The sequence below is a fragment of the Morganella sp. GD04133 genome (genome assembly GCF_029835375.1).
GTDB classification, from domain to species: domain Bacteria; phylum Pseudomonadota; class Gammaproteobacteria; order Enterobacterales; family Enterobacteriaceae; genus Morganella; species Morganella morganii_B.
The window spans coordinates 18,390-44,775 of the sequence record NZ_JAODZS010000022.1 but is presented as its reverse complement, the minus strand read 5'-3'; the positions used below and the strand labels follow the sequence as shown (position 1 = coordinate 44,775).

Below are 26,386 nucleotides of genomic sequence, written 5' to 3'. Positions count from 1 at the left end.
TTCACCCCGTAAGATGCTTCAGATTTGTGGTAATAATACCGACCATTCCCGAGACCAGTAACTGAATCGCCAGCGTGACCAGAATGATGCCGGAGATCCGCGCCAGGGTATCCATCACCCCGGGGGATAAACGCCCGTGCAGCGGCCCGGTTGCCAGAAAAGTCAGGGCAATGGTCGGCAGCATCAGCAGGATCACCACAGAAAGCTGTATCAGCCCGGACAGGGAATCACTGTGTCCGGCCAGTGAAATTCCGACCGCTATCGTGCCGCCGCCCATCGACAGCGGGAAAAGCAGCGGTACCATTGCCAGCCGCATAATATCTTTCGGTGGGATAACACTGACCGGAATATCACTGTGCTCCTCTTTGACCCCGCGGATAAGCATCGGCCATCCCTGTGCCAGCAGCGCAATGCCACCGGTGACAGTCAGGGCATCCGCACTCAGCCCGAGAGCCGTCAGCAGCCAGTTCCCCAGCCAGATAACCACCAGCATGACCAGTGTGTATCCCGCCGCAATTTTCCAGGCGATTTGCCACAATATGTTCCGGTCAATCCGGCCGAGGATAATCGTGGCGGCAGTGATGGTCGCCGGAGGGCTGAACAGCGACACAAACGTCACATAATTGAGCAGAATATTATCGAGCCATTCATTCATCTTTCCGGCTCCGTTTCCGCAGATAACCGGCAGCCAGACAGAGAATAAGCGCCGCAGCAATCACACTGACAGAAATAAACCCTCCGCTCAGCAACGTCACCACAAACCCGGCCAATACCGCAGTGACAAGGACAATCCCGGTACCGGTAATGAGTTTTGATGCCCGGATTACCGCGCTCTGACGCCACGCCACCACCAGCACCATCAGATAACACAGGAGGAACGTAAAACTGGCGACATTTGCCAAGTCACTGAGATTCAGGAACAGCGCCAGCAACAATGTCAGAAGAATAAGCAGAATATTCACCAGCGTACCCTGCCGGAATACCGTTTTGCCCCAGGAATCCGGCAGAATACCGGTGCTGCACATTCTGTCGGTGATATTGAAGGCGGAAAACAGGGTGGCATTAATGGCGGATGTTGTCGCCAGCAGCGCGGCGGCGGCCACAATCACAAAACCGGTTTTTCCCCATACGGGATAAGCCACCTGAGCCACAGCGGTATCGGCATAACGTACCAGATCAGACGGCGAGAGATTGCCGAGTAATACCAGCGCCAGGCTGATATACAGCGCAATCGTGAATAAAATGGCGATCATAAATGCCTTCGGCATCACCCGGCCGGGATTTGCCACTTTATCTGAGGCATTTGCCATCATGCCGAACCCAGCATAGGCGAAAAACGTCAGCCCGACGGCGGAAAAAAGGGTATCACCGGAAAACGTGCTGATATTCAGCAGTGTTGTATCCACGGTAAATACACCCGTCGCCACCAGGGCGATAATAATCACCAGTTTGGTGCCCACCAGAAGAACTTCAACTTTACCAACCGCATGGCTGCCGGTGATATTCATCAGACCGACCGCGATAATAATAAACGCGGTATACACTTCCGGTAATAAGGCCGATTCATTGCCCTGATGAAAAAGCTGAACGGCGTAAGCTCCGAACGCTCTTGCCACCATCGCCACCGTCAGGATCAGCGTAACAAGATACAAAAAGGATAAAGCAATCGTCAGAACAGCGGGAAATGACAGCCGGAAGAAATCAATAATGCCACCCGGCGAGGGGTAGCAGGCGGACAGCCGGGCATAGGCATAACCGGCAAATAACGCAACCAGACCGCCGCAGGCAAAGGCAATCCATGTTGCAGACTGCATAATCAGCGCGGTCTGCCCCAGCAGGGCAAAAATCCCGGCACCGACCATCGCGCCGATCCCCAGCGCAATAACCTGTAACAGCGTTAACGGCTTTTCTGATGACACTGACTTCATACCCGACTCCTGAAACAAAATAGATGCTGCCACCGGCGTTAGTTTATAGCTGATAACGCCCGGAAATCCGGGCGTTATCGTTGTCAGCGGGATCACCGGTAAAGGTTATATCCCAGTGCGGCAGCAACCGACGCCACCATTTTCTGGCCTCTGACGCTGTTTCCGTCATCATCCAGCGGCGGTGAAAATGCCGCGATACCCATCACACCCGGTACCACTGCGAGGATCCCCCCGCCGACCCCGCTTTTACCCGGTAACCCGACCGTGTATGCCCAGTCACCGGAGCGACCGTACAGCCCTTCCATGGTCATTTCCGCCAGGACAAACGGGGTATGCGCCGGGTTCAGTACCTGCTCACCGGTTACCGGGTTTTTACCGTGTCCGGCCAGTGTCGCACCCATTGTAGCCAGCTCTTTGGTGGTCAGCAGTGTGGAGCACTGACGGGTATACACATCACAGGCCTCCATCGGGTCACAATAGAGGTTTTGAGCCGCATAAAGCAACCAGGATATGCCCCGGTTATGGAAATTGGTGGTTTGCTCCGACTGATTCAGTTCATCCGACAGTGCAATATTCTCCGACCCGAGACGGCGTTGCATGGTCAGGATGCGCTGCCAGCGTTCATCAGCAGTTTTTGCGGTTACCGCACTGACGGTCGCTATCGCACCGGCATTCACCAGCGGCGACAACGGTTTGTCGTTATGCAGTTCCAGCGCCATCACTGAATTAAACGGCAACCCGGTCGGATCGGCACCAATCTGATCCTGCACCGCCTGCGGGCCGATATCCTCCAGCGCCAGTGCCAGCGTGCAGACTTTGGAAATTGACTCAATGGCAAACCGGTAATCAGCGTCACCACTGCTGATCACATCGCCCTGCACAGTGACTACCGCAACCGCTGCCAGGCCGGACGGGATATTAGCCAGGAACGGAATATAGTCCGCATTCGCACCGCCGGGAGCCTGATGAAACTGCTGCCAGGCATTGGTCACCGCCTGCTTGATTGCTGTTAAATCTGTCATGATGCTTTTCCTTTGTTTTCCCATGTAAACGGTGCGAAATCACTGTCCGGATCACGCCAGCCGGGTTTACGGATCTGATAAACAACAAACGGAAGAAGAACGAACAGAACGGTCAGTCCGATCAGCGCCCCCACATACACTTCCGGGCTGCCGACGGCAATCTGTGCCGGCGGGATAAAGCTGAACAGAAACGCGGTTAATGAACCGAGCAGCCCCATACCGCCGAGGATAATCATCCCCGCATTACCACCGGGGATCCGGTACGGACGGGCACGCTGCGGCTGACTGAAGCGCAGGTAAATCGCGGCGCTGAACATCAGCATATACATAATCAGATAGAGAATAACCGTCAGCTGACTGAGGATCTGATAGGCCGCCTGCACGGACGGCAGCACCACAAACAGCACCGCCAGCAGAGAAACCAGCACGGCCTGTACCAGCAGGATATGTGTCGCCATTCCGTTCTTGTTGGTATGCTGGAACCAGTGCGGCAGATAGCCCGCTTTCGCCACTTCCAGAAGACCGGAAGACGGCCCGGCAACCCAGGTTACGACACTCGCCAGCACGCCGATAGCCAGCATGACGGCGACAATCGGCCCCATCCACGGAATATGTGCCCATTTGAACATATCATCGTAAGCCACCAGCAGGCTCTGAGTCAGGCTGATATCGGACTGAGGAATGATAAAGGCGATCGCCAGCGTGCCCAGCACAAAGATAGCTACCGTACCCGCCGCCGCCAGAATAATGGCTTTCGGGTAGTTTTTGGTCGGGTTATCAATGTCTTTTACGTGAATGGCGTTCATTTCCATCCCGGCGTAAAACAGGAAAATACTGGCCGCCAGCACAATGTTATCGAAGTTTGAGAAATCCGGCAGAACCTGATCCCACGCCAGGTCAATCTGCGGCGTCTGGCCGCTGAACAGATAGGAGAAACCGAGCACAATCAGAATGATCGCCGGAACAATCGTCCCGATAATCCCGCCCCATTTTGATACCCGGGCAAATGCGCCGACCCCTTTAAAGGCAATAAACGTCGCCAGCCAGTAGATAAACAGCACAACACCGAGCACAAAGAATTTATTGGCTGCCAGCGCTTCATCAAATGCCTGATGCGGATTGATAAAGGCGAGTGATACCGCCCCGAATGTCAGCCCGGTCGGGAACCAGACCGTCACCTCAATCCACAGCATTGCCATCGCCAGAAATGCCAGACGCGGCCCGAACGCCTCGCCGACCCAGCGGAATACCCCGCCTTTTTCCGACCAGCCGGTAGCCAGTTCAGCGGCAACCAGTGATACGGGGATCAGAAAGAACACCGCCGCAAACAGATAATAGAAAATCGCACTGAGACCGTATTCCGCTTCGGCAGGCAAACCACGCAGGCTCACCACCGCCACAATATTCATGACGATAAGTGTGCCGACAGTCAGTTTCGCTGCACCGGAAGACGGTTTTTTGGTTGAAGTATCAGTCATAAAAGCACCCCGGAGGATAATGAGTGAGAGCCTCCGGCTGCGGATACCAGCCGGAGGTCGTTGTTAATTAACCGTGATGGAAGGTTGCTTTAGCCGTGGAGTTCACCACCGGATTTTGCCTGAAGTGATCGATAGCCCGTTTGATATCATCCAGCAGCAGTGCGGCCAGGTCACGGCTGACACCGTGGCGGACCATAATACGCTGAACAACGGTTTTTTCTCTGTCCGCAGGAAGCGGATACGACGCTATCAGCCAGCCGCGTGTGCGGATGCGATCGGAAAGGTCATACAGATTGAACTGTGTCACGCCCGGTTTCAGCTTGTAAGCCACCGCCGGCAGTGCGCCGCGACCGTCATACACCAGGTCGAAAATCCCCAGCTTATTCAGTTCATCCGCAAGCCATTGCGCAGTATCTGCACACGCCTGCTGAATTTTGGTATAACCAGCGCGTCCCAGACGCAGGAAGTTATAATACTGTGCAATGATTTGCCCGCCGGGACGGGAAAAATTCAGTGCAAATGTCGGCATATTGCCGCCGAGATAATCGACATTGAAAACCAGCTCTTCCGGCAGGTCTTCTTTGCTGCGCCAGACCACCCAGCCGACACCCAGCGGTGACAAGCCGTATTTGTGTCCGGAGCTGTTAATGGATTTCACCCGCTCAATCCGGAAATCCCACACCAGTTCCGGCTGGATAAACGGCGCAATAAATCCGCCGCTGGCACCGTCAACATGCAGCGGAATATCAAGACCGGTATCCCGCTGTATTGCATCCAGTTCTTTTGCCAGTTCCGCCACCGGCTCATAAATCCCGGTAAACGTCACCCCCAGTGTTGCCACCACGCCGATGGTGTTTTCATCGCAATATTTGCGCAGATCAGACGGCTGCATACCGAGAGCATCGCCTTCCAGCGGGATCTGACGGAGTTCAACATCAAAATAGCGGGCAAATTTTTCCCAGCATACCTGTACCGGGCCGGTTACCAGGTTCGGCTTACTGGTATCTTTCCCCTGTTTTTCGCGGTTTTTACGCCAGCGCCATTTCATTGCCAGCCCGCCGAGCATTGCTGCCTCGCTGGAGCCGGTGGTAGAGCAGCCGATGGTTTCCTGTGCCTGCGGGGAATTCCACAGGTCAGCAATAATATGCACGCAGCGGCTTTCAATTTCAGCCGTTTGCGGATATTCATCTTTGTCGATCATGTTTTTATCGACACTGTCTGTCATCAGCTGTTTGACTTCATCCTCAACCCAGGTTGTACAAAATGTCGCCAGATTCTGACGGGAGTTACCATCCAGCAGTAATTCATCGCGGACTACACTGTAAATAATCCGCGGGTCACTGCTATCTTCCGGCATTTTGTATTTAGGGAGTTTTGCATCCGAGTCCGTTGATGCGTAAATATCAATAAATTCTGAACTATTTTTACCTTTCACTGCATGAAGAGACATAAAGCCTCCTTCTCAGATCACTTATTGATAGTTAAAATTAATTAACTCTATTGTTATCCTGCTCACGGGTAATGACGGGAACACAGAGAAATACCCGCTTAAAACCGTGCGTTCAGTGAAGTAACCTATGTATATTAGCTTATGAAATACACAACTTTCAAATCTGTAAGATGAGTTAATATTTACAATTTCTTATGTTATTTATCTTTTTACGACAGTAATAAATAAATTGAACTGATTAAAATCCAGGATTAACACAAAAGAAACATTTATTTATTACGTTACATTTTTGTGAAATTAATACCTCTTTATATAAATACGCCACAGGATAAAATTAACGAAAAAAGAATGAATAACCGGAAAAATCGTGTAATAAGGATGAACATAGATTGATGTCTTTTTTTCTTACCCGAATCAAGCCATTTTTACAGAAGCAGAAATCACAGATAAAAAAGCAGGAAAGAGACAGATATAGCCGGACATTTAAAACATACCGCTGAATATAAACACGATGTCAGGTTGTTTGGCTGGTAACCCGGATTTTAATTCTTATGAAGAATAAATAACCGCTATAAAACAGTATCGGAAATAGACAACACATTATATGTACTGTTTTAACAGGAAAATAAAAAAGGGAGAGGAATAAAGTGTTACCGGCACATTTTGTGCAAATAACAAACAATAAACGGAATGTAACCATAATCCCGGCAATATAGGTCTGATATCTGTTTTTCAGCCGTAAAAAACACATTCAGGCTGTCGTTTAACCGGTTCAGTCAGTGAGAAGATGCTGATACTGCAAAAAAAGCAAAACACAAATGAAAAAAATGACCCATGTGAAAAAATCAACACATGAGTCTACTTTTGTGATAAATACCAGATTATTGTTACTATTTTAATAAAATATTCAGCATTCTGCGTAACGGCTCTGCGGCACCCCACAGAAGCTGGTCACCCACCGTAAATGCAGAGATATAATCCGGCCCCATATTCAGTTTACGGATGCGCCCGACCGGTGTTTTCAGTGTGCCGGTGACCGCCGCCGGAGTCAGCTCACGCACAGTAATATCGCGATCATTCGGCACCACACGCACCCACTCATTATGGGCAGCCAGCAATGACTCAATCTCCGCAACCGGCAGATCTTTCTTCAGTTTCAGGGTAAATGCCTGGCTGTGGCAGCGCAGAGCGCCGATACGGACACACAGGCCATCCACCGGAATAATATTCTGACCGCGTGACAGGATTTTGTTGGTTTCAGCCTGCCCTTTCCACTCTTCACGGCTCTGGCCGTTATCCAGCTGCTTATCAATCCACGGGATCAGGCTCCCGGCCAGCGGTACGCCGAACTGTTCCGCCGGTAATGCACCGCTGCGGGTAAATTCAGTGACTTTGCGTTCAATATCCAGAATCGCGGAAGCCGGATCCTGCAATTCTTTCACCACATGGGCGTTCAATGCCCCCATCTGCATCAGCAGCTCACGCATATGGCGCGCGCCGGCACCGGATGCCGCCTGGTAAGTTGCCACAGAAGCCCATTCCACCAGATCCGCCTCAAACAGGCCGCCCAGTGACATCAGCATCAGGCTGACCGTACAGTTACCGCCGACAAATGTTTTAATGCCGCGATTCAGCCCTTCTTCTATATGCTTACCGTTCACCGGGTCGAGAATAATGATGGCGTCATCATTCATCCGCAGTGCTGATGCCGCATCAATCCAGTAACCGTCCCAGCCGCTCTGACGCAGCTTCGGATAGACATCATTGGTGTAATCGCCGCCCTGACAGCTGATAATAATGTCGAGTGAGCGCAGTGCATCAATATCAAATGCATCCTGTAACGTACTGCGGTGCCCGCCGAATGACGGCGCTTCCCCGCCGCTCTGCGAGGTTGAGAAAAATACCGGACGGATCCCGTCAAAATCCCGCTCTTCTGTCATGCGCTGCATCAGCACCGACCCCACCATCCCGCGCCAGCCGACAAATCCCACATTTTTCATCGTGATGTTTCCTTTTATTCTCATCTGAACTGCGTTTGCAATATACTTAACCTGACAAAATATGAATAACGGTGCAAGTGAATTTATTGATGATCCCCCGCTGTTCAGAAGCCGGACTTATATCAGGCAGCGGGTTCTCATCCGGCCGCCGGTGCTTTATGCTGGGGATAACACAACAGTGATCAGAACAGGGCGGAATCATCATGTATTACGGTTTTGATATGGGCGGGACAAAAATTGAGCTTGCCGTTTTTAATGAAGCACTGGAACCGGTCTGGCAAAAGCGTATCGCAACACCGAAAGAAAGCTACGCCGCGCTGCTTGAGGCATTCCGGCAGCTGACAGAACAGGCGGATAGCGAACTCGGATGCAAAGGAAAAATCGGCATCGGCGTTCCCGGTATTGTGAATCATGAAAAAGGAACGGTATTTACCACCAATGTGCCCGCCGCGCAGTATCAGCCGCTGCGCCGTGATCTGGAAACGATACTGCAGCGCCCGGTAAAAATTGAAAATGACGCCAACTGCTTTGCACTTTCCGAAGCCTGGGATCCGGCATTCCGCCACTACCCGACAGTACTGGGACTGATCCTCGGCACCGGTGTCGGCGGCGGCTTTGTGATTAACGGCACCGTGTTACCGGGGAAAAACGGGATTGCCGGTGAAATCGGTCACATCAATATGACGCTGGAAGGGGATAAACTTCTCGGCCATCAGGTTCCGGAGACCCTCTGTGGCTGCGGAAAAACCGGCTGTTTTGAAACCTATCTTTCCGGCCCGGGATTTGAGCGGATTTTCACGGCATTTTACGGTGAAAAACTCAGTGTGGTTGATATTATCACCCGTTACTACGATGGTGACCATAATGCAAAATTGCACGTTGAGCGGTATATGTCGCTGCTCGCTCACTATCTGGGGAATGTACTGAGTGTCTTTGATCCTGATTTACTGGTGATCGGCGGCGGATTATCACAATTTGAGGAAATTTACCGCCTGCTGCCGGAATACCTGCCGCAGTATCTCTACGGTGTTGCCTCACTGCCTGCCATTCATAAAGCCCGTTACGGCGATTCCGGCGGTGCCCGGGGAGCGGCCTGTCTCAATTTTTCTGCCTGATAAACATTTATTTACCGCCTGCAGTATCGTTACCCTGAGTCGCTTCACAACCAGTCATCTAAGCTCTCAGGTTTTTATCTTATAGTTTATGTTTGGTATTCGGTCTATTAATAAGAGGAGGCTGAGTTAATTCCCGGCTGCTTACCGAAATCTAAGGTTTCGTCAGGAAAATATACTTTTACATCGTTAGCTATTCCGGATCACCATGCATCAGAAAATAACAGACTCCCGCTTACACCAAATAGCCCCGGAGTTGGGGTCACGGCCCGGCTTCGAAGGGCTGGCTTTTGACGAAGGTTGTCTTACTTTTACGTTTGGGGAGACCGTTGTCCTGGTTGAAGAGGTACGTGAGGGTTTCGTACTGACCGGATTTGTGGATTCGCTTCCGGATGAAACTTCAGAACGGCTGCTTGCGGCTTGCCTGATATCCAACCTCAACGCAGTTAAGTCAGATTTCCCCGTAATCTCCGTTGAGGAAACGACAAGATCGCTGATATTACAACGGTGGTCTCATGCCGGGACTGCAGAGGAACTCATCGCCGCAATGGAACAGTTCTCCGGGCAGATCGGGCGGGTACGTGACTCCGTATGCCGGTTCAGTGAAAAAATTGACACGAAAAGGCTGTGAATTGATATGACTGCTTTCCTCTCGTCTATTCCTGCCAGCCCTTCAGTCCGGCTGAGCACAACATCATCAAAGCAGCTGAATGAATCAGGTGTTATTGCAACGCCCTATTCCATCGGCGGAAAGATCCTCTCGTATCTGGCGGGGATCCCGATCTTCCGGCATTACGCGTTTTCCAGGCACGAATTACATCACAACAAGGCAGCCAACGCCGCGTTCATCAATGCAATCCGTGACGGACTTGGCGAATACGAGGCTAAGTCTGCGCGTCTCCTGCTTGGACTTCACTGTCAACCGGGGCGGGTCATCGATGGCTTAACAGCCCGTACAATACTTACCTGCATTGGCGCAAACCAGCAACAATTAGCCCTCAGAAAGCAGGCAATTGAGCCCATCATGCCAGATCCGGTGGTGCAACGGACCACTCTTGAAGTAATCAGTCATCACGAGGTTGAAGCTCACAATGGGTTATCTGATGATCCCCCCTCCGTCGCCGGGCTTTGCTGTTTGCTCACCAGAAACGTGTCAGATACAGATGTCCTGCTCATGCGAACGACCATGACGGGAAGCGCTCTCTATCTGGAAAAAAAGGACAAAGTCACAGCAACGCCGGCGTTACTCAAGCGCGCAACCGACGCAACTGACTATATCAATACGTGCCCGGCTTTCAAACCTTATCTCAAAGAGCTCTGCGGGAATTCCCGTGTGACGGCAGCTGATCTGCGGAGAATGTCAACATCTGCATTCGAAAACGAGTTAAAAAGTAAATATCGTGCACTAGGGCCATCAATGGCGTCACGGGACGAAATTTGCCGGACACCGACAGAAGTGACCATACATTGGATCAGCATGTTGCAGGAAGCAATGACCACAACAACAGACGAATCCGCCAGAAGCTTAATAACGGGTTTGCTCAAAGGGCAGCAAACCCGGTGGATGGAACATAACCTGACGATTAAAGCTACAACAAATGCATTGCAACGTGACAGCGATGTACTACGCAGTAACGGGCTTTCAGAACTGGCCGATGTTGCTGCCTGCAGACCCGGGAGCGATTCAGCTTCTAAATCGAAAAGCCTGCTTGGTCAACTACCGGCTTCCGTGCAGGATACCCCGCTGACCCGCTTGCACGATAACATTTATGGACGAGTGTTTGAGTCTCGCTGGATCGCGAACCTGGTAGATAATCCACCGGAAGATATTTTGTCGGACATGCAAAAAATAGGAAGCGGTGTAGCAGACCTGGTGGCGGATTTACCCCTGCGTATCCGGCAGAAGGTCATCCGTTATCTGCAAAAGCAGGTAGCGAATAATGCCCGCTTCTGGTTTGGAAAAGTAGATAGTATCGATATGCTTGCCCGGTCAACATGGCCGCGTTCCGATATGCTTCTCCAAAAACTTTTGCGGAGCAACGTAGCAAACGGACAGCAGTGTATCGCTATACCTTATCTTTCAGTTAACGTATTCGCTGCGTTAAGGAAGTCAGGTATCAAGAGGGACTGGATATGCAAAACGAATAAAAATTATTCGACACATATAAAAAAAAATAACGGTCGTATCACAGTGAATAATCATAACAGTGTCATACCTGTACCTACGGCAGGTATTACACTCCGTCATCAACCAGCAGCCGTCAGTAAAGTGTGGATGACGACGACTAACCGGCCCTCCTTGCAGACTCGTCCGCGAACCGTCAATATTCCCATGCCGGTACAACAAGCGCTATTACATGGTATCCCTTATGCGAACGGTGTTTCCGGTTCAACAAATATTATGCTGGGCATCATTGCGCACTTGCGGGACGAGGGCAAACACATTGATCCGCAATCAGCATTGCTTGGTATCACCATGTTTCTGAATTACGATGGAGGTCACTCAATTCATGAGGTTCTCTGGGTCGCCAACCAGTGTGAGCCCAGGCTGAATCTGCAATTGCGTGCATCTCCGCGAAAGCGAAAAAAGGACGAATCAAAATTCATCTCGAATTACGAAAGCTTCCAAAGCCTATGTGCCGCGACGGAATGCAGGAAGGCAGTAGCTGATTCGTTATCCAAAGCATGGACGGAAACCATCGAATATTTCCGGAATAATAGCTATTTTACGGAATCCATCAGCAAGGGGGAACTAAAAACGTTCAGTGAGGATACATAATTTATTGATAAATAAAACAATAACTATATAAAAAGACTACTGAACTTTGCTTACGGTTCCTTACTCTCCAAACCCGGTAAATAATAAAAAGAATATCGGCTAACTCTTATATTATTTTCCCGGGAAAAGGTTACATTAAGCGGTACTAAAAACCGGCTGAATTCGTAAAAATATCGTGTTTATACATAGGAGATTATTCTATCTGCCCTGTATTACATCAGCCCGAGGGAAATTACTTATTGTTGTGATTTTTTATCTGTTATAAAGGCTAATGTTATGAATTTTGTCAATCACACTATTTTTCCGGCACTAAACTTTGACAGCGACAATCAGCAACATGATACATTTCATATTGTTGCGTCACGTATTACGTATGATATCCGGATAAATAACCGTGATGGTCAGAGTCAGCTGGTTATATCCCCGGAACAATCCATGCTGAATTATACGGATATCAGTTACAGTGAAATGGTTGATACCAGTATTGAATATGAAAGTGATTTAGCCCCTTATAAACCGAAAACCGATATTGTTATTAACGCCACCGCATTTGTACCGGAGAATAATCCGGTACCGGTTTTTGATGTCGGTATTCAGATCGGAAAATATCAGAAAGTCCTGCGCATATTCGGCCCCCGTTACTGGACAAAAGAGGATAGCGAGTGGTTTCTGACAAAATCTGAACCTGTCCGTTATCTTGATATCCGTTATGAATATGCCTCCGGCGGGACATACAGCACCGGTAACCGCGTTTTTACCTCTCCGGCAAACCCGATTGGTATGGGCTGGTATCCGGCGGAATTTCTGGCGCAGTGTGATAAAACACAACTACCGGCACATCAGATAGAATCCCCTGATATCCCGGCAGAGCATATCAGTCAGATACTCCGTCCGGACGGTTTCGGCTTTTTCGGCCGGACCTGGCAGGAACGGGCAGAGTATGCCGGTCATTATGACCCGGTATCATCACGCCCGCCGCAGACACCGGATAACCTCAATTACTGGTGCGGTGCCCACCCGACACTGCAAATCCCGCATCTTAAAGCCGGTAATAAACTGCCGCTGAAACTGTTCGGTCTGGTCTCCGCCACTGAACTTGAACGCCAGCATGTGCTGTTTTATGTTCCGGTGGAGAACCTGTTTGTGTTTATCAGCTCCGGTCTCGGGTTTTCCATCCCGAAAAATTTACAGCTCGACACCATCGTTGTGGACATGAATCTGAGAAAAGTGTTCTGCACTTACCGTATCGCCCTTCCGGAATCGCTGAATATCGCCGAAATGACGCTGCGCCACATTCCTGATCATCCGGCCAGATAACCGGTACATATTTACCTTAAAAACACTGTTATTGTCTGCACTGAAAATTACGGTTAAGTAATGATTTTAAAATTCCGAAACTCAGATTTATTTAAATTTAAAATCCCTATCCGGGATAAAAAACGAATAACATAAAAAAGGTTGTCACATCAACAAACCAGAATACGAATAATATTAATTTAATAATTAAAGATCGCTTAAATTGTTTCATTTCCATGACAAAAAATAATTTTTAAAAATAAAAAAATCTATATTTCCCGGTCAATTGCGAATATATTAGCCAAAAAATAAAACAACCATTCCGTACTGTCTTTTAACAGTGCGGAAGACTATTTTGTCATTATTTTATATCACCCGGGGTTATCATGAAAAACAACATGCCTGTCACACAGCATGAATACTTACTTAACGATAATGCAATATTAATGTCAACCACTGACACCCAGAGCCATATAACCTATGCAAACTCTGCATTTATTACCGCAAGCGGGTTTGAGGAAGGGCAATTAACCGGGCAGCCTCATAATATTATCCGCCATCCGGATATGCCCCCTGCTGCTTTTGCTGATATGTGGTATACCCTGCAACAGGGCGACAGCTGGACAGGTATTATCAGGAACCGCTGCCGTAACGGCGATCATTACTGGGTGCGGGCAAATGTCACCCCGGTATGGCACGATAAAAAATTAACCGGCTATATTTCTGTCCGGACCGTACCAACCCGTGATGAAATAAAAAAAAGCGCCTCACTTTACAGCAGGTTAAAGAATAATAAATTAAACGGATACCGTCTTTTTAAGGGCATTATTATCCGCAAAGGGAAACTGGCATTTTTATCATTACTGAAATGGCTGCCGGTCGGGCAGCGGATTAATTATTCCTTATTAACTGTCATGTTATTAACCCTGGCGCTGGTATTTTCACCGTTAAACCCGTTTATTCAGGCGGGTGGTGTGGCGGCTTTATTTCTTCTGCTGTCGGTGTATCTCAAGTCACAGGTTTCTCAGCCGGTTAAATTACTGCTGTCACAGATGAAAAAAGTCGTCTCCGGGCGGAAACCGGATCCGGTACACATGGACAGAGTGGATGAAATCGGGCTGCTGATGCGCCTGGTGAATCAGTCAGGACTTAACCTGAACTCGCTGGTGGATGATGTCAGCACACAGGTTGCCGGGATCCGCGCTATCAACCAGCGGGTTTTACAGGAAACCACTGCGTTACATACCCGCTCTGAAGAAGCATCCGCCCATCTGCAGCAAACTGCGGTCGCCATAGAGGAGATCAGCAGCGCGGTACAGCAGACCGCCGAAAGTGTTTATCTGACGATGAATATCGCCGGTAATGCGAGTAACAGTGCAACACAAAGCAACGAAACCATGCAGAAAACCATCGATATGATGCATACCATTTCTGCGGATAATAATCAGATCGTTGATATCATCGGTGTGATTGACCGTATTGCCTTTCAGACTAATATTCTGGCGCTGAATGCGTCGGTGGAAGCCGCCCGGGCAGGGGAGGCCGGACGGGGCTTTTCTGTTGTGGCTGCAGAAGTGCGCAACCTGGCGCTGCATTCCGCCGCTGCCGCCAAAGAGATAAAAATCCTGATTGAAAAAAATGCAGCCAATGTCCGCACCGGCGTGACAATGGCAGAGCAGACTGAAACCCAGCTCGGGGAGATGGTCACCGATGTGCTGAAAATGTCATCCATGATCAATGAAATCGGCCTTGCCACCAAAGAGCAGACTCAGGCGCTGGAGCTTATCAATGAATCTGTCGCCCGTATCGGTACCATGACCGGCAACAATACTGACATGGTCAATAATGTCACCGGTGCCACCTCTGAACTGACACGGCGCTCCTCACGATTACAGCAGGCGATTCAGGTTTTCGGTAATCATGCCTGAGCTGATGCGGCAAACCGCGCGGCCCGTTTACCGGTATTTAATGCCGGTTTGCTGTGTGGCTGAACAGCGGCGTGATCCGTCAGGCGGAAATCCCGTGTCCGTGACTGTAAATCCGCAACCTGAGCCTTAAGCGCATCAGAAGAACCGGCAAGCTCATCAGCGATCATCACACTGCCCTGCGTTGCCTGTTCCAGCTCGGAAAGGGCTGTTGCTATCTGCTCAATACCCTGTTGCTGCTGCTGCGTGGAAACAGAGATCTGCGCCATCAGGCCATTTACCCGCTCCGCACCCTCAACAATCTTATTCATATTCACTTCGGCGCGGTGAACAATATCCTCACCCTGTTTAACATTATCGGTTGTCACGGAAATCAGAGATTTAATATTTTTGGCAGATTCTGAACTGCGGTGAGCCAGATTTCTGACCTCACCGGCAACCACGGTAAACCCTCTGCCGTGCTCACCGGCACGGGCGGCCTCTACAGCGGCATTCAGTGCCAGAATGTTGGTCTGGAAGGCAATAGAATCAATCAGGGTGATGATTTCAGTCATCTTATTAGTACACTCATTAATAGAATGCATATTCGCAGCCACTTCCGCCATCAGTTTACCGCCATATACGGCAAACTCCGTTGCTTCCTGCGCATGCTCACTGACCAGCACCGTATTCTCCGCATTATTTTTAGTCCCGACGGCAATCTCCTCCATATTGGATGCCGTTTCCACCAGCATGGCTGATTGCTGCTCCGTCTTGGCAGATAACTCAAAACTGCGCATTGCCAGCTGTTCAGATAACACCGATGCGGAATCTGATGAACTGCGGATCTCACTGACCAGCAGAGAAAGGCTTTCCGCCAGCTGATTCACTCCGGGGATCAGGCGTCCGGCACAGTTATTACCAAAAACCGGGATCCGCACCGATAAGTTACCGGCATTGACCTCATCAATACTGTTTTTCACGGCATTGATTGGCTTCACCAGATACGTCGTAATGTAAAACCATGAGCAGATGAACGTAAAAACACACACAATATTAAGCATGACTAATTTAATCAGTGCGGGCAGAGACAAGAGAAAGATAATATTAATTGTAGTGAAATTACAGATGAGAAAGACGATGATGACGGTTCTTATACTGATATTTTTAAGCATAACTTACTCCAGTATTAGTATTTTGCGATATTTTTAGTGCCTGAATCTTAATTTATTTTTTATTTTGGCTTTCTATATAATTGGTTATTAAAGAAATAAATTCAAATTCTATTACTGACAAGTAAGTGAACCTAATCACATTTAATTTATAAATATGATTATTAGTCAAATAATGATGTTGTTTTTCTTAAGGATGAAAATGGCGGGATAGAAAAAGCCCGGCGTGCATCACAATGATACTCGCCGGGCTTTACTCATTAATTATCTGAAACTAAATCAGGTTCAGCTTATTCAACCGTCACTGATTTCGCCAGGTTACGCGGCTGATCCACATCAGTGCCTTTAATTAAGGCGACGTGATAAGAGAGCAGTTGTAACGGAATGGTGTAGAAGATTGGGGCAATAAGCTCTTCCACATACGGCAGCGGAATAATTTTCATATTTTCGCTGTCGCTGAAACCGGCGTCTTTATCGGCGAAGACATACAGCAGACCACCACGGGCGCGAACCTCTTCAATATTGGATTTCAGTTTTTCCAGCAGTTCGTTATTCGGTGCCACAATAATGACCGGCATATCCGCATCAATCAGTGCCAGCGGGCCGTGTTTTAATTCACCGGCGGCATACGCTTCCGCATGGATATACGAAATCTCTTTGAGTTTCAGCGCGCCTTCCACGGCGATCGGGAACTGATCCCCGCGTCCCAGGAACAGAGCGTGGCTCTTGTCAGAGAAATCTTCCGCCAGCTGCTCGATGACTTTATCCTGAGACAGCATACTTTCGATACGGCTCGGCAGTGCATGCAGTGCCGTCACAATACGGTGCTCCAGCGCTTCACCCTTGCCTTTCAGGCGACCGAGGTAGGCTACCAGCATCAGCAGAACCGTCAGCTGAGTGGTAAATGCCTTGGTGGAAGCGACACCGATTTCGGTTCCGGCTTTGGTCATCACGGCAAAATCAGATTCACGTATCAGTGATGAACCGGCAACGTTGCAGATAGCCAGAGAGGTCAGATAACCCAGTTCTTTACCCAGACGCAGTGCCGCCAGGGTATCTGCGGTTTCACCGGACTGTGAAATCGTAATCAGCAGGCTGTTCTTACGGCAGGCCGGTTTGCGGTAACGGAATTCAGAGGCAATTTCCACATCACACGGAATACCTGCCAGTGCTTCAAACCAGTAACGGGATACCATCCCGGCGTTGAATGACGTACCACAGGCAACAATCTGGATATGTTCGATACCGGACAGCACATCACGGGCTTTTTCACCCAGCTCGCTGAACTCAACCGTTTCATTACGCAGACGCCCTTCCATCGTGTTTTTGATGGCCAGCGGCTGCTCATAGATCTCTTTCTGCATGTAATGACGGTAAATACCTTTATCACCGGCATCATACTGAACGTTGGATTCAATCACATCACGCTCAGTTTCATCACCATTGCAGTCAAAAATATGCACATGACGGCGGGTGATTTCGACGATATCCCCTTCTTCCAGGTAGATAAAGCGGCGGGTAACCGGCAGCAGCGCCAGCTGATCAGAGGCGAGGAAGTTTTCACCGACACCCAGACCGACCACCAGCGGGCTGCCTGAGCGGGCAGCAACCAGCAGTTCCGGGGTACGGGAATCCATAATTACCGTACCGTAAGCACCGCGCAGCTGCGGAATAGCACGCTGTACCGCTTCACGCAGTGTACCACCCTGAGAAAGCTCATGATTTACCAGATGAGCGATAACTTCGGTGTCCGTATCGGAAGTGAACTGATAGCCGCGGCCTTTCAGTAATTCCCGTAACTCACTGTAGTTTTCAATAATACCGTTATGAACAACGGCGATAGTCCCGGAAACATGCGGGTGTGCGTTACGTTCCAGCGGTTCGCCATGCGTTGCCCAGCGTGTGTGCGCGATACCGGTGCCGCCGGAAACCGGCGTTTTTTCTGCTTCTTCCGCCAGCATTTTCACTTTGCCGACTTCACGCAGACGGGTCAGATGCCCTTCGCTGTCCACAACCGCCATACCGGCAGAGTCATATCCGCGGTATTCCAGACGACGAAGCCCTTCTAACAGAATTTCAGCGATATCACGTTGTGCTACTGCACCAACAATTCCACACATAGTTGTACATTCCTGATTTAACGATGTCCTGCCTGATTGTTTTTACGGCGTTGCCGTGTCCCCGGGCTGTGTAGATATGGGGTTATTATTGTATTTACTTTTTCATTTTTACCGGGCGTTTCCAGCCGGTAATCTGGGTTTGTCTGACCCGGCTTATCACCAGTTCATTATCACCCACATCTTTTGTTACGGTTGTACCGGCACCGACAGTCGCACCTTTCCCGATAGTGACCGGCGCCACCAGCTGGGTATCAGAGCCGACAAAAACATCATCGCCGATCACGGTTTTAAATTTGTTTGCACCATCATAGTTACAGGTGATGGTTCCGGCACCGATATTCACATCGTTACCGATTTCCGCATCCCCCAAGTAGCTCAGGTGCCCAGCTTTGGAGCCGATACCGAGTGTCGCTTTCTTCATTTCGACAAAGTTGCCGACATGGGCTTTATCCGCCAGCACAGACCCCGGACGCAGGCGGGCAAACGGCCCGACAGTACAGCCGCGTGCCATTTCGGATGATTCAACCACGGTATACGGGCTGAGCACAGAGCCGTCACCGATAACGCAGTCTTTCAGCACACAACCGGCACCAATCACCACATTATTACCGAGAGTCACATTGCCTTCGATAATGACATTCACGTCGATAATGACATCTTTACCGTGTGTCAGGGTACCGCGCAGATCAAAACGGGCCGGATCCAAAATCATCACACCTTCGAGTAACAAGCGGTCAGCCTGTTCACGCTGATAAATACGCTCCAGCGCCGCGAGCTGAAGGCGGTTATTCACCCCTTCCATTTCACTCAGTTTTTCCGGATGAGCCGTCTCAATACGACGCCCTTCCTGATGCGCAATGGCAATAATATCGGTGATATAAAATTCACCCTGCGCATTATTGTTGTTCAGTTTTGCTAACCAGCGTTTGAGATCGCCGCCGTTGGCAACCAGAATACCGGTATTGATTTCGTTGATTTTCTGCTGCTCTTCAGAGGCATCTTTCTGTTCGATTATCCCGGTCACCTGACCATTTTCACGGATAATACGGCCGTAGCCCGCCGGGTTATCCAGAATCACCGTCAGCAGACCAATACCACCTTCCGGTTTGACCGCCATCAGGCGTTCCAGGGTTTCAGCCGCGATCAGCGGAACATCGCCGTACAGCATCAGAATATCTTCGTCATCGGCAAAGTGAGGTGCAGCCTGCTGCATCGCATGCCCTGTTCCCAGTTGTTCTGCCTGTAAAACCCAGTTCAGATTCTGATCCGACAGCGTATTCTGTAATAAATCACCGCCGTGTCCGTAAACCAGATGCACGTTCTGTGCGCCCAGTGAAAGGGCAGTATCAATCACATGCTGAACCATCGGTTTGCCCGCCAGGTGATGCAATACCTTCGGCAGCGCGGAGTACATCCGGGTACCTTTACCCGCAGCGAGAATTACCACACTTTTAGCATTCGTAGACATAAGAAATCTGATCGCTCCTCTTTTAGAGTGCCAAGTAAACCTGTTTACACACGAAAATACCACATATTTCGCAACGCAAAAAAGCCAGTCAGCGGATACTGACTGGCTTTTATATTTTAACTGCCTCGGTTACATCATCTTCTTGGCTAATTCGTCAATTACACGTAATTTTGCAATTGCTTTTGCCAGTTCGGCTGATGCCTGAGCATAATCCACGTCACCATGTGCTTTCCGGATGTTTTCTTCTGCGCGGCGTTTTGATTCCATCGCCAGTGCAGCATCCAGATCGTTTGCACGGATAGCCGTGTCCGCAAGTACGATAACGCCGTTTGGCTGTACTTCGAGCATTCCGCCTGAAAGGTAGATCAGCTCTTCTTCACCAAATTGCTTAACAATCCGTACCATGCCCGGTTTTATGGCAGTCAGCAGCGGGGTATGCATCGGGTAAATACCCAGCTCACCTTCACTGCCTGTCACCTGAATCTTCTGGACTAAGCCCTTAAACAGTTGTTTTTCGGCACTTACTACCGTCAGGTGAAACGTCATTGCAGACATATCAGCCTCCTGTCAACCGGATTAAATCTTCTTCGCTTTTTCCACAGCTTCTTCGATGGTACCCACCATGTAGAACGCCTGCTCCGGCAGATGATCGTAATCACCTTCCAGGATGCCTTTAAAGCCACGGATTGTGTCTTTCAGGGAAACGAACTTACCCGGTGAACCGGTGAAGACTTCTGCCACGAAGAACGGCTGAGACAGGAAGCGCTGGATTTTACGGGCACGGGCAACAACCAGTTTATCTTCTTCTGACAGCTCATCCATCCCGAGGATTGCGATGATATCTTTCAGTTCCTGATAACGCTGGAGGATTGACTGTACGCCACGGGCAACATCGTAGTGCTCCTGACCAACAACGAGCGGGTCAAGCTGACGGCTGGTGGAATCCAGCGGGTCAACCGCAGGGTAAATACCCAGAGACGCAATCTGACGGCTCAGAACGACGGTCGCATCAAGGTGGGCGAACGTCGTTGCAGGAGATGGGTCAGTTAAGTCATCGGCAGGGACGTAAACGGCCTGTACAGACGTGATAGAGCCTGTTTTGGTCGATGTGATACGTTCCTGAAGCACACCCATTTCTTCCGCCAGTGTCGGCTGGTAACCTACCGCTGAAGGCATACGGCCTAACAGCGCGGATACTTCCGTACCGGCCAGGGTATAACGGTAGATGTTATCAACGAACAGCAGTACGTCGCGGCCTTCATCACGGAATTTTTCCGCCATGGTCAGACCGGTCAGCGCAACGCGCAGACGGTTTCCCGGTGGCTCGTTCATCTGGCCGTACACGAGTGATACTTTGTCCAGAACGTTGGAGTCTGTCATTTCATGATAGAAGTCGTTACCTTCACGGGTACGCTCACCCACCCCTGCGAATACAGAGTAACCGGAGTGCTCGATCGCGATGTTACGGATCAGTTCCATCATGTTTACGGTTTTACCCACACCCGCACCACCGAACAGACCGACTTTACCCCCCTTCGCGAACGGGCAGATCAGGTCCATTACTTTGATACCTGTTTCCAGCAGTTCCTGGGAGTTAGACAGTTCTTCGTATGTTGGTGCAGCACGGTGAATAGACCATTTTTCTTCTGCGCCGATGTCACCTTTCATATCGATCGGATCACCCAGAACGTTCATGATACGTCCTAAGGTTTTCACGCCGACAGGGACTTCGATCGGGTGGCCTAAATCGGTTACTTCCAGATTACGGCTCAGACCATCAGATGTACCCATAGCGATACAACGGACAACCCCGCCGCCTAACTGCTGCTGAACTTCCAGCACCAGTTTTTCATTACCATTTTTTACCTCAAGCGCATCGTACACTTTCGGTACTGCATCCTGAGGAAATTCGACGTCCACAACGGCGCCGATAACCTGGATGATTTTTCCAGTAGCCATCTTGAATCCTCTACGTAATTCGTAAAACCCGGGTGTTAAACCGCGGCAGCACCGGACACAATCTCGGTGAGTTCTTGTGTAATGCTTGCCTGACGCGCTTTGTTGTAAACTAAATTCAGCTCTTTGATCATGTTACCGCCGTTATCCGTTGCAGCTTTCATTGCAACCATACGGGCGGCCTGCTCACTGGCCAGGTTTTCCACAACGCCCTGGTATACCAGCGCTTCGATGTAGCGCCGTAAAAGGGAATCCAGTAACGCTTTAGGATCAGGTTCGTATAAATAATCCCAGGTTTTCTTCTTCAGGTTTTCGTCATCGCTTGGCGGTAACGGCAGAACCTGAACAATGGTCGGAACCTGAGACATGGTATTCACAAACCGGTTAGTTACAATGTACAGCTTGTCAAGACGACCTTCGTCGTAGGCCTGAAGCATGACTTTTACCGAACCGATAAGGTCAGCCAGCGAAGGTTCATCACCCATGCCGTTAACCTGAGCAACCACATTCCCGCCCACAGAGGCAAAGAATGACGCTGCTTTGGACCCGATCAGAGCCAGATCAGTCTGAACACCTTTGTCAGACCAGTCTTTCATTTCGACAATCAGCTTCTTGAACAGGTTAATGTTCAAACCACCACACAAACCACGGTCGGTAGAAACAACCAGGTACCCGACACGCTTAACCTCGCGTTCTTCGAGGTATGGATGTTTATATTCCAGATTACCCAATGCAATGTGACCAATCACACTGCGGATGGTCTCTGCATAAGGACGGCTGGCCGCCATGCGGTCCTGCGTTTTACGCATTTTGGACGCCGCGACCATTTCCATCGCTTTAGTGATCTTCTGCGTATTTTGTACGCTGGCGATCTTAGAACGTATCTCTTTTGCGCCGGCCATTTGCTCTCCTCATGAACCAGACGGCCTGTACTGTTCACACAGGCCGTTTAGTATTACCAGGACTGAGTCGCCTTGAAGGTATCGAGCACGTTTTTCAACTTCGCTTCGATATCATCGTTATAGCTACCCGTCTGGTCGATTTCTTTCAGAAGATCAGCATGTTCACGAGTGGCGTAGCCAATCAGAGCAGCTTCAAACGGCACGACTTTCGAAATTTCGATATCTTCCAGGTAACCACGCTCAGCTGCATACAGTGACAGAGACTGTTGTGCCACTGACATTGGTGCATACTGTTTCTGCTTCAGCAACTCGGTAACTTTCTGACCGTGGTCAAGCTGTTTACGGGTTGCATCATCAAGGTCAGATGCGAACTGTGAGAACGCCGCCAGTTCACGATACTGTGCCAGAGCGGTACGGATACCACCGGACAGTTTTTTCATGATCTTGGTCTGTGCTGCACCACCCACACGGGATACGGAGATCCCCGGGTTAACCGCAGGACGGATACCGGCGTTGAACAGTGCGGATTCCAGGAAGATCTGACCATCAGTGATGGAGATAACGTTAGTCGGAACGAACGCTGATACGTCCCCTGCCTGCGTTTCGATGATTGGCAGCGCGGTCAGAGAACCGGTTTTGCCTTTCACTTCACCCTTGGTAAACGCTTCCACATATTCCGCGTTAACACGCGCAGCACGTTCCAGCAGACGGGAGTGCAGATAGAAAACGTCACCAGGATAGGCTTCACGTCCGGGCGGACGACGGAGCAGCAGGGAGATCTGACGGTAAGCAACCGCTTGTTTTGACAGGTCATCATAAATGATTAACGCGTCTTCACCGCGGTCACGGAAGTATTCACCCATTGCACAACCGGAATACGGCGCCAGGTATTGCAGTGCCGCAGATTCAGACGCACTCGCGACCACAACAATCGTGTTGGCCAGCGCATTGTGCTCTTCTAATTTACGGACAACGTTAGCAATAGTGGACGCTTTCTGACCAATTGCGACGTAAATACATTTGATGCCGGAATCACGCTGGTTGATGATGGCATCGATTGCCAGTGCGGTTTTACCGGTCTGACGGTCACCGATGACCAGCTCACGCTGACCACGGCCGATTGGAATCATCGCATCGACAGACTTATAACCGGTCTGTACAGGCTGATCAACGGACTGACGGTCGATAACACCCGGTGCGATAACTTCGACAGGTGAGAAACCATCGTGCTCAACCTGGCCTTTACCATCGATAGGCTCACCCAGGGTGTTGACCACACGGCCTAACAGGCCACGGCCAACCGGCACTTCCAGAATACGACCGGTACATTTGACTTTCATGCCTTCTGCCAGGTCGGCATAAGGACCCATTACAACCGCACCAACAGAGTCGCGCTCCAGGTTAAGTGCGATAGCATAACGGTTGCCCGGCAGAGAGATCATCTCACCCTGCATAACTTCGGCTAAACCGTGGATACGAATGATACCGTCGTTGACGGAGACAATCGTACCTTCGTTGTGAGCTTCACTCACGACATTGAACTGAGCAATGCGCTGCTTGATCAGTTCGCTGATTTCGGTGGAATTCAGTTGCATATGCTCCAGTCCCCTTAAGACTGCAAGACGTCGGTTAAACGCTCGAGTCGATTGCGAATGCTGTTGTCGATGACAAGGTCACCGGCGCGCAATACAAACCCCGCGATAACTGACTTATCAATTTTGCAATTCAGCTTAACTTTGCGTGACAGACGTTTTTCCATCGCTGCAGAAATTTTCGCCAGCTGCTGTTCATTGAGTTCGCCGGCTGAAGTGACTTCAACCTCAACAGTTGACTCCAGCGCAGCCCGCAGTGTTGCGAACTGACGGCTAACTTCCGGCAGGGTCACTAAGCGACCATTCTCAGCCATGATACGAACCAGGTTCTGAACATGCTCGTCAATCTGCTCACCGCAAACAGTGATAAACGCCTGAGCCAGGGTTTCCGGAGCAAAAGAACCGGAAATCAGATCGTCGATCTGCTCATTGCGTGTCACTTCCGCGGCAAATGCCAGCATATCCTGCCATTTTTCAACGGCCCGGTTTTCCACAGCAAAGTCAAAAGCTGCTTTGGCGTAGGGGCGAGCTACAGTAACGATTTCTGACATGCCCCACCCTCCTTACAGTTCAGCGACAAGTTTATCAACGATGTCGCTGTTAGCAGCTTCATCCACGGAACGTTCAATAATTTTCTCGGCACCCGCGACAGCTAAAATGGCGACCTGTTTACGTAACTCTTCACGGGCACGTTTGCGTTCGGCGTCAATTTCCGCCTGCGCCTGTGCTACGATTTTGCTACGTTCAACTTCCGCTTCTGCTTTTGCCTCATCGATGATCTGAGCGCGTTGTTTATTCGCTTGATCGATCAGGGCAGATGCTTCCGCTTTCGCTTTTTTCATTTGGTCGGTCGCATTGGCTTGCGCTAAGTCCAGGTCCTTTTTAGCACGTTCTGCGGAAGATAAACCGTCAGCAATTTCTTTCTGACGTTTTTCAATGGCCGCCATGATCGGTGGCCATACATACTTCATACAGAACAAAACAAACAGGACAAACGCGATGGCCTGGCCGAGGATTGTTGCGTTAAGATTCACAGCACAATACCTCTTTATCTAATTGAGTTGATGTAAATATCCGGGAGTGGCCGTATCACTACGCAACCGCAAACATTACATACAAGCCCAGACCCACAGCAATCATCGGGATGGCGTCAACCAGACCCATTACGATGAAGAACTGAGTACGCAGCAGAGGGATTAAATCCGGCTGGCGTGCAGCGCCTTCTAAAAATTTCCCACCGAGGATGCCGATACCGATCGCAGCACCGATAGCCGCCAGGCCCATCATTACAGCGGCAGCCATGTACAGCAGATCCATATTCAGGTTTTCCATGACAGTCTCCAGTTTGTTTCAGTTAAATCACAGTTATTGGTAATAAAATTAATGCTCTTCAGACGCCATCGACAGATAGACGATCGTCAGAACCATGAAAATAAAGGCTTGTAACGTAATAATCAGTATGTGGAAAATCGCCCACGGAAGGCTCAGTAACCATTGTGACCACCACGGTAGCAGACCTGCAATAAGAATGAAGATCAGCTCACCTGCATACATGTTCCCAAACAGTCGCAGACCGAGGGAAACAGGTTTTGACAGCAGGCTTACCCCTTCCAGAATCAGGTTGACAGGAATGAATAACGGATGGTTAAAAGGCTGTAATGTCAGCTCTTTTGCAAATCCTTTCACGCCTTTCATCTTGAAGCTGTAAAAGAGGATAAGAACGAATACACCAATCGCCATCGACAGTGTGATACTTACGTCTGCGGTCGGAACGATACGCAGCGCAGGTAAACCGAGGATGTGTTCACCGATATACGGAATGAAGTCGATTGGTAATAAGTCCAGTGCGTTCATCAGCAGCACCCACACGAACACAGTTAATGCGAGAGGTGCAATAACCTTGCTCTTGCCGTGATACATATCACGGACGTTGCTGTCAACGAAGCCGATAAGCATTTCTACCGCAGTCTGAAATTTCCCGGGAACGCCACTTGTCGCTTTCTTTGCCACCCTTCTGAAAAGCCATAAAAAGAAAATACCTAATACGACTGAGAAGAAAAGGGAGTCAATGTTCAGCGTCCAAAAAGATGGAGTCGCGTTCGCATGGGGATTGACCAGCTCGAAAGTATTCAGGTCCAGCTGAAGGTTATTCAGGTGGCCACTGATATACTCTTTTGTGGTTAAACTTTCTCCTGATGCAGACATGA

At 49.8% G+C, this 26,386-nt stretch carries 22 protein-coding genes; 5 read left to right on the top strand and 17 right to left on the bottom strand.

The window, feature by feature from the left end:
• Position 1: 1 nt before the first annotated feature.
• The 6 genes from N7387_RS12220 to asd form a co-directional block, all read right to left on the bottom strand.
• A complete protein-coding gene (locus N7387_RS12220) occupies positions 2 to 655 on the bottom strand; it encodes a MarC family protein (protein WP_279799248.1) in 654 nt (217 codons plus the stop codon).
• On the bottom strand, positions 648 to 1,928 hold the full coding sequence (locus tag N7387_RS12215) for an APC family permease (RefSeq protein ID WP_274370014.1): 1,281 nt from the start codon (positions 1,926 to 1,928) through the stop codon (positions 648 to 650). The genes N7387_RS12220 and N7387_RS12215 overlap by 8 nt, the downstream gene beginning before the upstream one ends.
• A gap of 92 nt (positions 1,929 to 2,020) precedes the next feature.
• Positions 2,021 to 2,950 carry a glutaminase A gene (glsA, locus tag N7387_RS12210; protein WP_279799245.1) on the bottom strand — a complete coding sequence of 310 codons (930 nt, stop codon included), beginning with the start codon at positions 2,948 to 2,950 and terminating at the stop codon, positions 2,021 to 2,023.
• Positions 2,947 to 4,428: a putative glutamine/gamma-aminobutyrate antiporter GadC gene (gene gadC / locus N7387_RS12205; protein ID WP_025153690.1), complete on the bottom strand. Its 1,482-nt coding sequence runs from the start codon at positions 4,426 to 4,428 to the stop codon at positions 2,947 to 2,949. The genes glsA and gadC overlap by 4 nt, the downstream gene beginning before the upstream one ends.
• A 67-nt stretch (positions 4,429 to 4,495) precedes the next feature.
• The gene (locus N7387_RS12200) at positions 4,496 to 5,878 is read right to left on the bottom strand and encodes a glutamate decarboxylase (protein ID WP_262864183.1); all 1,383 of its coding nucleotides are present in this window, start codon (positions 5,876 to 5,878) and stop codon (positions 4,496 to 4,498) included.
• Positions 5,879 to 6,768: 890 nt separating this feature from the next.
• Complete coding sequence (asd, locus tag N7387_RS12195; RefSeq protein ID WP_279799241.1) at positions 6,769 to 7,878, bottom strand: aspartate-semialdehyde dehydrogenase; 1,110 nt, start codon at positions 7,876 to 7,878, stop codon at positions 6,769 to 6,771.
• A gap of 203 nt (positions 7,879 to 8,081) precedes the next feature.
• Between asd and nagK the strand changes: the two genes are divergently transcribed.
• The 5 genes from nagK (at position 8,082) to N7387_RS12170 (ending at position 14,993) form a co-directional block, all read left to right on the top strand.
• A complete protein-coding gene (gene nagK, locus N7387_RS12190; protein ID WP_279799239.1) occupies positions 8,082 to 8,993 on the top strand; it encodes an N-acetylglucosamine kinase in 912 nt (303 codons plus the stop codon).
• 205 nt (positions 8,994 to 9,198) lie between these two features.
• Entirely contained in the window at positions 9,199 to 9,621 is a 423-nt protein-coding gene (locus N7387_RS12185; RefSeq protein ID WP_279799237.1) for a type III secretion system chaperone, read from the top strand.
• Positions 9,622 to 9,627: 6 nt separating this feature from the next.
• The gene (locus N7387_RS12180; protein ID WP_279799235.1) at positions 9,628 to 11,769 is read left to right on the top strand and encodes a hypothetical protein; all 2,142 of its coding nucleotides are present in this window, start codon (positions 9,628 to 9,630) and stop codon (positions 11,767 to 11,769) included.
• Positions 11,770 to 12,045: 276 nt separating this feature from the next.
• Positions 12,046 to 13,086, top strand: coding sequence for a DUF2169 domain-containing protein (locus tag N7387_RS12175; RefSeq protein WP_262862581.1), 1,041 nt, complete (start codon positions 12,046 to 12,048; stop codon positions 13,084 to 13,086).
• A 365-nt stretch (positions 13,087 to 13,451) separates the two neighbouring features.
• Positions 13,452 to 14,993, top strand: coding sequence for a PAS domain-containing methyl-accepting chemotaxis protein (locus N7387_RS12170; protein WP_279799232.1), 1,542 nt, complete (start codon positions 13,452 to 13,454; stop codon positions 14,991 to 14,993).
• Here N7387_RS12170 and N7387_RS12165 read toward each other — a convergent pair.
• From N7387_RS12165 to atpB, 11 genes are all read right to left on the bottom strand, one after another.
• Complete coding sequence (locus N7387_RS12165) at positions 14,984 to 16,144, bottom strand: methyl-accepting chemotaxis protein (protein ID WP_279799230.1); 1,161 nt, start codon at positions 16,142 to 16,144, stop codon at positions 14,984 to 14,986. The two genes, N7387_RS12170 and N7387_RS12165, sit on opposite strands and share 10 nt — an antisense overlap.
• A 287-nt stretch (positions 16,145 to 16,431) precedes the next feature.
• A complete protein-coding gene (gene glmS, locus N7387_RS12160) occupies positions 16,432 to 18,261 on the bottom strand; it encodes a glutamine--fructose-6-phosphate transaminase (isomerizing) (RefSeq protein WP_279799228.1) in 1,830 nt (609 codons plus the stop codon).
• A gap of 94 nt (positions 18,262 to 18,355) precedes the next feature.
• Positions 18,356 to 19,729, bottom strand: a complete 1,374-nt coding sequence (glmU, locus tag N7387_RS12155) for a bifunctional UDP-N-acetylglucosamine diphosphorylase/glucosamine-1-phosphate N-acetyltransferase GlmU (protein WP_279799226.1) — start codon at positions 19,727 to 19,729, stop codon at positions 18,356 to 18,358.
• 129 nt (positions 19,730 to 19,858) lie between these two features.
• The gene (locus tag N7387_RS12150) at positions 19,859 to 20,284 is read right to left on the bottom strand and encodes a F0F1 ATP synthase subunit epsilon (protein WP_004236731.1); all 426 of its coding nucleotides are present in this window, start codon (positions 20,282 to 20,284) and stop codon (positions 19,859 to 19,861) included.
• A gap of 21 nt (positions 20,285 to 20,305) precedes the next feature.
• Positions 20,306 to 21,688, bottom strand: coding sequence for a F0F1 ATP synthase subunit beta (gene atpD, locus N7387_RS12145; protein ID WP_024473722.1), 1,383 nt, complete (start codon positions 21,686 to 21,688; stop codon positions 20,306 to 20,308).
• A 35-nt stretch (positions 21,689 to 21,723) separates the two neighbouring features.
• On the bottom strand, positions 21,724 to 22,587 hold the full coding sequence (atpG, locus tag N7387_RS12140) for a F0F1 ATP synthase subunit gamma (protein WP_025153701.1): 864 nt from the start codon (positions 22,585 to 22,587) through the stop codon (positions 21,724 to 21,726).
• Between the two features lie 53 nt (positions 22,588 to 22,640).
• A complete protein-coding gene (gene atpA / locus N7387_RS12135; RefSeq protein WP_025153702.1) occupies positions 22,641 to 24,182 on the bottom strand; it encodes a F0F1 ATP synthase subunit alpha in 1,542 nt (513 codons plus the stop codon).
• Positions 24,183 to 24,196: 14 nt separating this feature from the next.
• Complete coding sequence (atpH, locus tag N7387_RS12130; protein ID WP_004236736.1) at positions 24,197 to 24,730, bottom strand: F0F1 ATP synthase subunit delta; 534 nt, start codon at positions 24,728 to 24,730, stop codon at positions 24,197 to 24,199.
• Between the two features lie 12 nt (positions 24,731 to 24,742).
• Positions 24,743 to 25,213: a F0F1 ATP synthase subunit B gene (gene atpF / locus N7387_RS12125; protein ID WP_024473723.1), complete on the bottom strand. Its 471-nt coding sequence runs from the start codon at positions 25,211 to 25,213 to the stop codon at positions 24,743 to 24,745.
• A gap of 58 nt (positions 25,214 to 25,271) precedes the next feature.
• Complete coding sequence (gene atpE / locus N7387_RS12120) at positions 25,272 to 25,511, bottom strand: F0F1 ATP synthase subunit C (protein WP_000429386.1); 240 nt, start codon at positions 25,509 to 25,511, stop codon at positions 25,272 to 25,274.
• A 48-nt stretch (positions 25,512 to 25,559) separates the two neighbouring features.
• The gene (gene atpB, locus N7387_RS12115; protein ID WP_025153704.1) at positions 25,560 to 26,384 is read right to left on the bottom strand and encodes a F0F1 ATP synthase subunit A; all 825 of its coding nucleotides are present in this window, start codon (positions 26,382 to 26,384) and stop codon (positions 25,560 to 25,562) included.
• Between the last annotated feature and the right edge of the window lie 2 nt (positions 26,385 to 26,386).

Excerpts from the sequence above, each read along its gene's own strand:
- atpE (WP_000429386.1), bottom strand. The coding sequence starts at position 25,511 with ATGGAAAACCTGAATATGGATCTGCTGTACATGGCTGCCGCTGTAATG.
- atpB (WP_025153704.1), bottom strand. The coding sequence starts at position 26,384 with ATGTCTGCATCAGGAGAAAGTTTAACCACAAAAGAGTATATCAGTGGC.
- N7387_RS12175 (WP_262862581.1), top strand. The coding sequence starts at position 12,046 with ATGAATTTTGTCAATCACACTATTTTTCCGGCACTAAACTTTGACAGC.
- atpD (WP_024473722.1), bottom strand. The coding sequence starts at position 21,688 with ATGGCTACTGGAAAAATCATCCAGGTTATCGGCGCCGTTGTGGACGTC.
- N7387_RS12220 (WP_279799248.1), bottom strand. The coding sequence starts at position 655 with ATGAATGAATGGCTCGATAATATTCTGCTCAATTATGTGACGTTTGTG.
- N7387_RS12150 (WP_004236731.1), bottom strand. The coding sequence starts at position 20,284 with ATGTCTGCAATGACGTTTCACCTGACGGTAGTAAGTGCCGAAAAACAA.
- N7387_RS12165 (WP_279799230.1), bottom strand. The coding sequence starts at position 16,144 with ATGCTTAAAAATATCAGTATAAGAACCGTCATCATCGTCTTTCTCATC.
- N7387_RS12170 (WP_279799232.1), top strand. The coding sequence starts at position 13,452 with ATGAAAAACAACATGCCTGTCACACAGCATGAATACTTACTTAACGAT.
- asd (WP_279799241.1), bottom strand. The coding sequence starts at position 7,878 with ATGAAAAATGTGGGATTTGTCGGCTGGCGCGGGATGGTGGGGTCGGTG.
- glsA (WP_279799245.1), bottom strand. The coding sequence starts at position 2,950 with ATGACAGATTTAACAGCAATCAAGCAGGCGGTGACCAATGCCTGGCAG.
- glmS (WP_279799228.1), bottom strand. The coding sequence starts at position 18,261 with ATGTGTGGAATTGTTGGTGCAGTAGCACAACGTGATATCGCTGAAATT.
- N7387_RS12185 (WP_279799237.1), top strand. The coding sequence starts at position 9,199 with ATGCATCAGAAAATAACAGACTCCCGCTTACACCAAATAGCCCCGGAG.
- atpH (WP_004236736.1), bottom strand. The coding sequence starts at position 24,730 with ATGTCAGAAATCGTTACTGTAGCTCGCCCCTACGCCAAAGCAGCTTTT.
- nagK (WP_279799239.1), top strand. The coding sequence starts at position 8,082 with ATGTATTACGGTTTTGATATGGGCGGGACAAAAATTGAGCTTGCCGTT.
- N7387_RS12215 (WP_274370014.1), bottom strand. The coding sequence starts at position 1,928 with ATGAAGTCAGTGTCATCAGAAAAGCCGTTAACGCTGTTACAGGTTATT.
- atpG (WP_025153701.1), bottom strand. The coding sequence starts at position 22,587 with ATGGCCGGCGCAAAAGAGATACGTTCTAAGATCGCCAGCGTACAAAAT.
- N7387_RS12180 (WP_279799235.1), top strand. The coding sequence starts at position 9,628 with ATGACTGCTTTCCTCTCGTCTATTCCTGCCAGCCCTTCAGTCCGGCTG.
- atpA (WP_025153702.1), bottom strand. The coding sequence starts at position 24,182 with ATGCAACTGAATTCCACCGAAATCAGCGAACTGATCAAGCAGCGCATT.
- gadC (WP_025153690.1), bottom strand. The coding sequence starts at position 4,428 with ATGACTGATACTTCAACCAAAAAACCGTCTTCCGGTGCAGCGAAACTG.
- glmU (WP_279799226.1), bottom strand. The coding sequence starts at position 19,729 with ATGTCTACGAATGCTAAAAGTGTGGTAATTCTCGCTGCGGGTAAAGGT.
- N7387_RS12200 (WP_262864183.1), bottom strand. The coding sequence starts at position 5,878 with ATGTCTCTTCATGCAGTGAAAGGTAAAAATAGTTCAGAATTTATTGAT.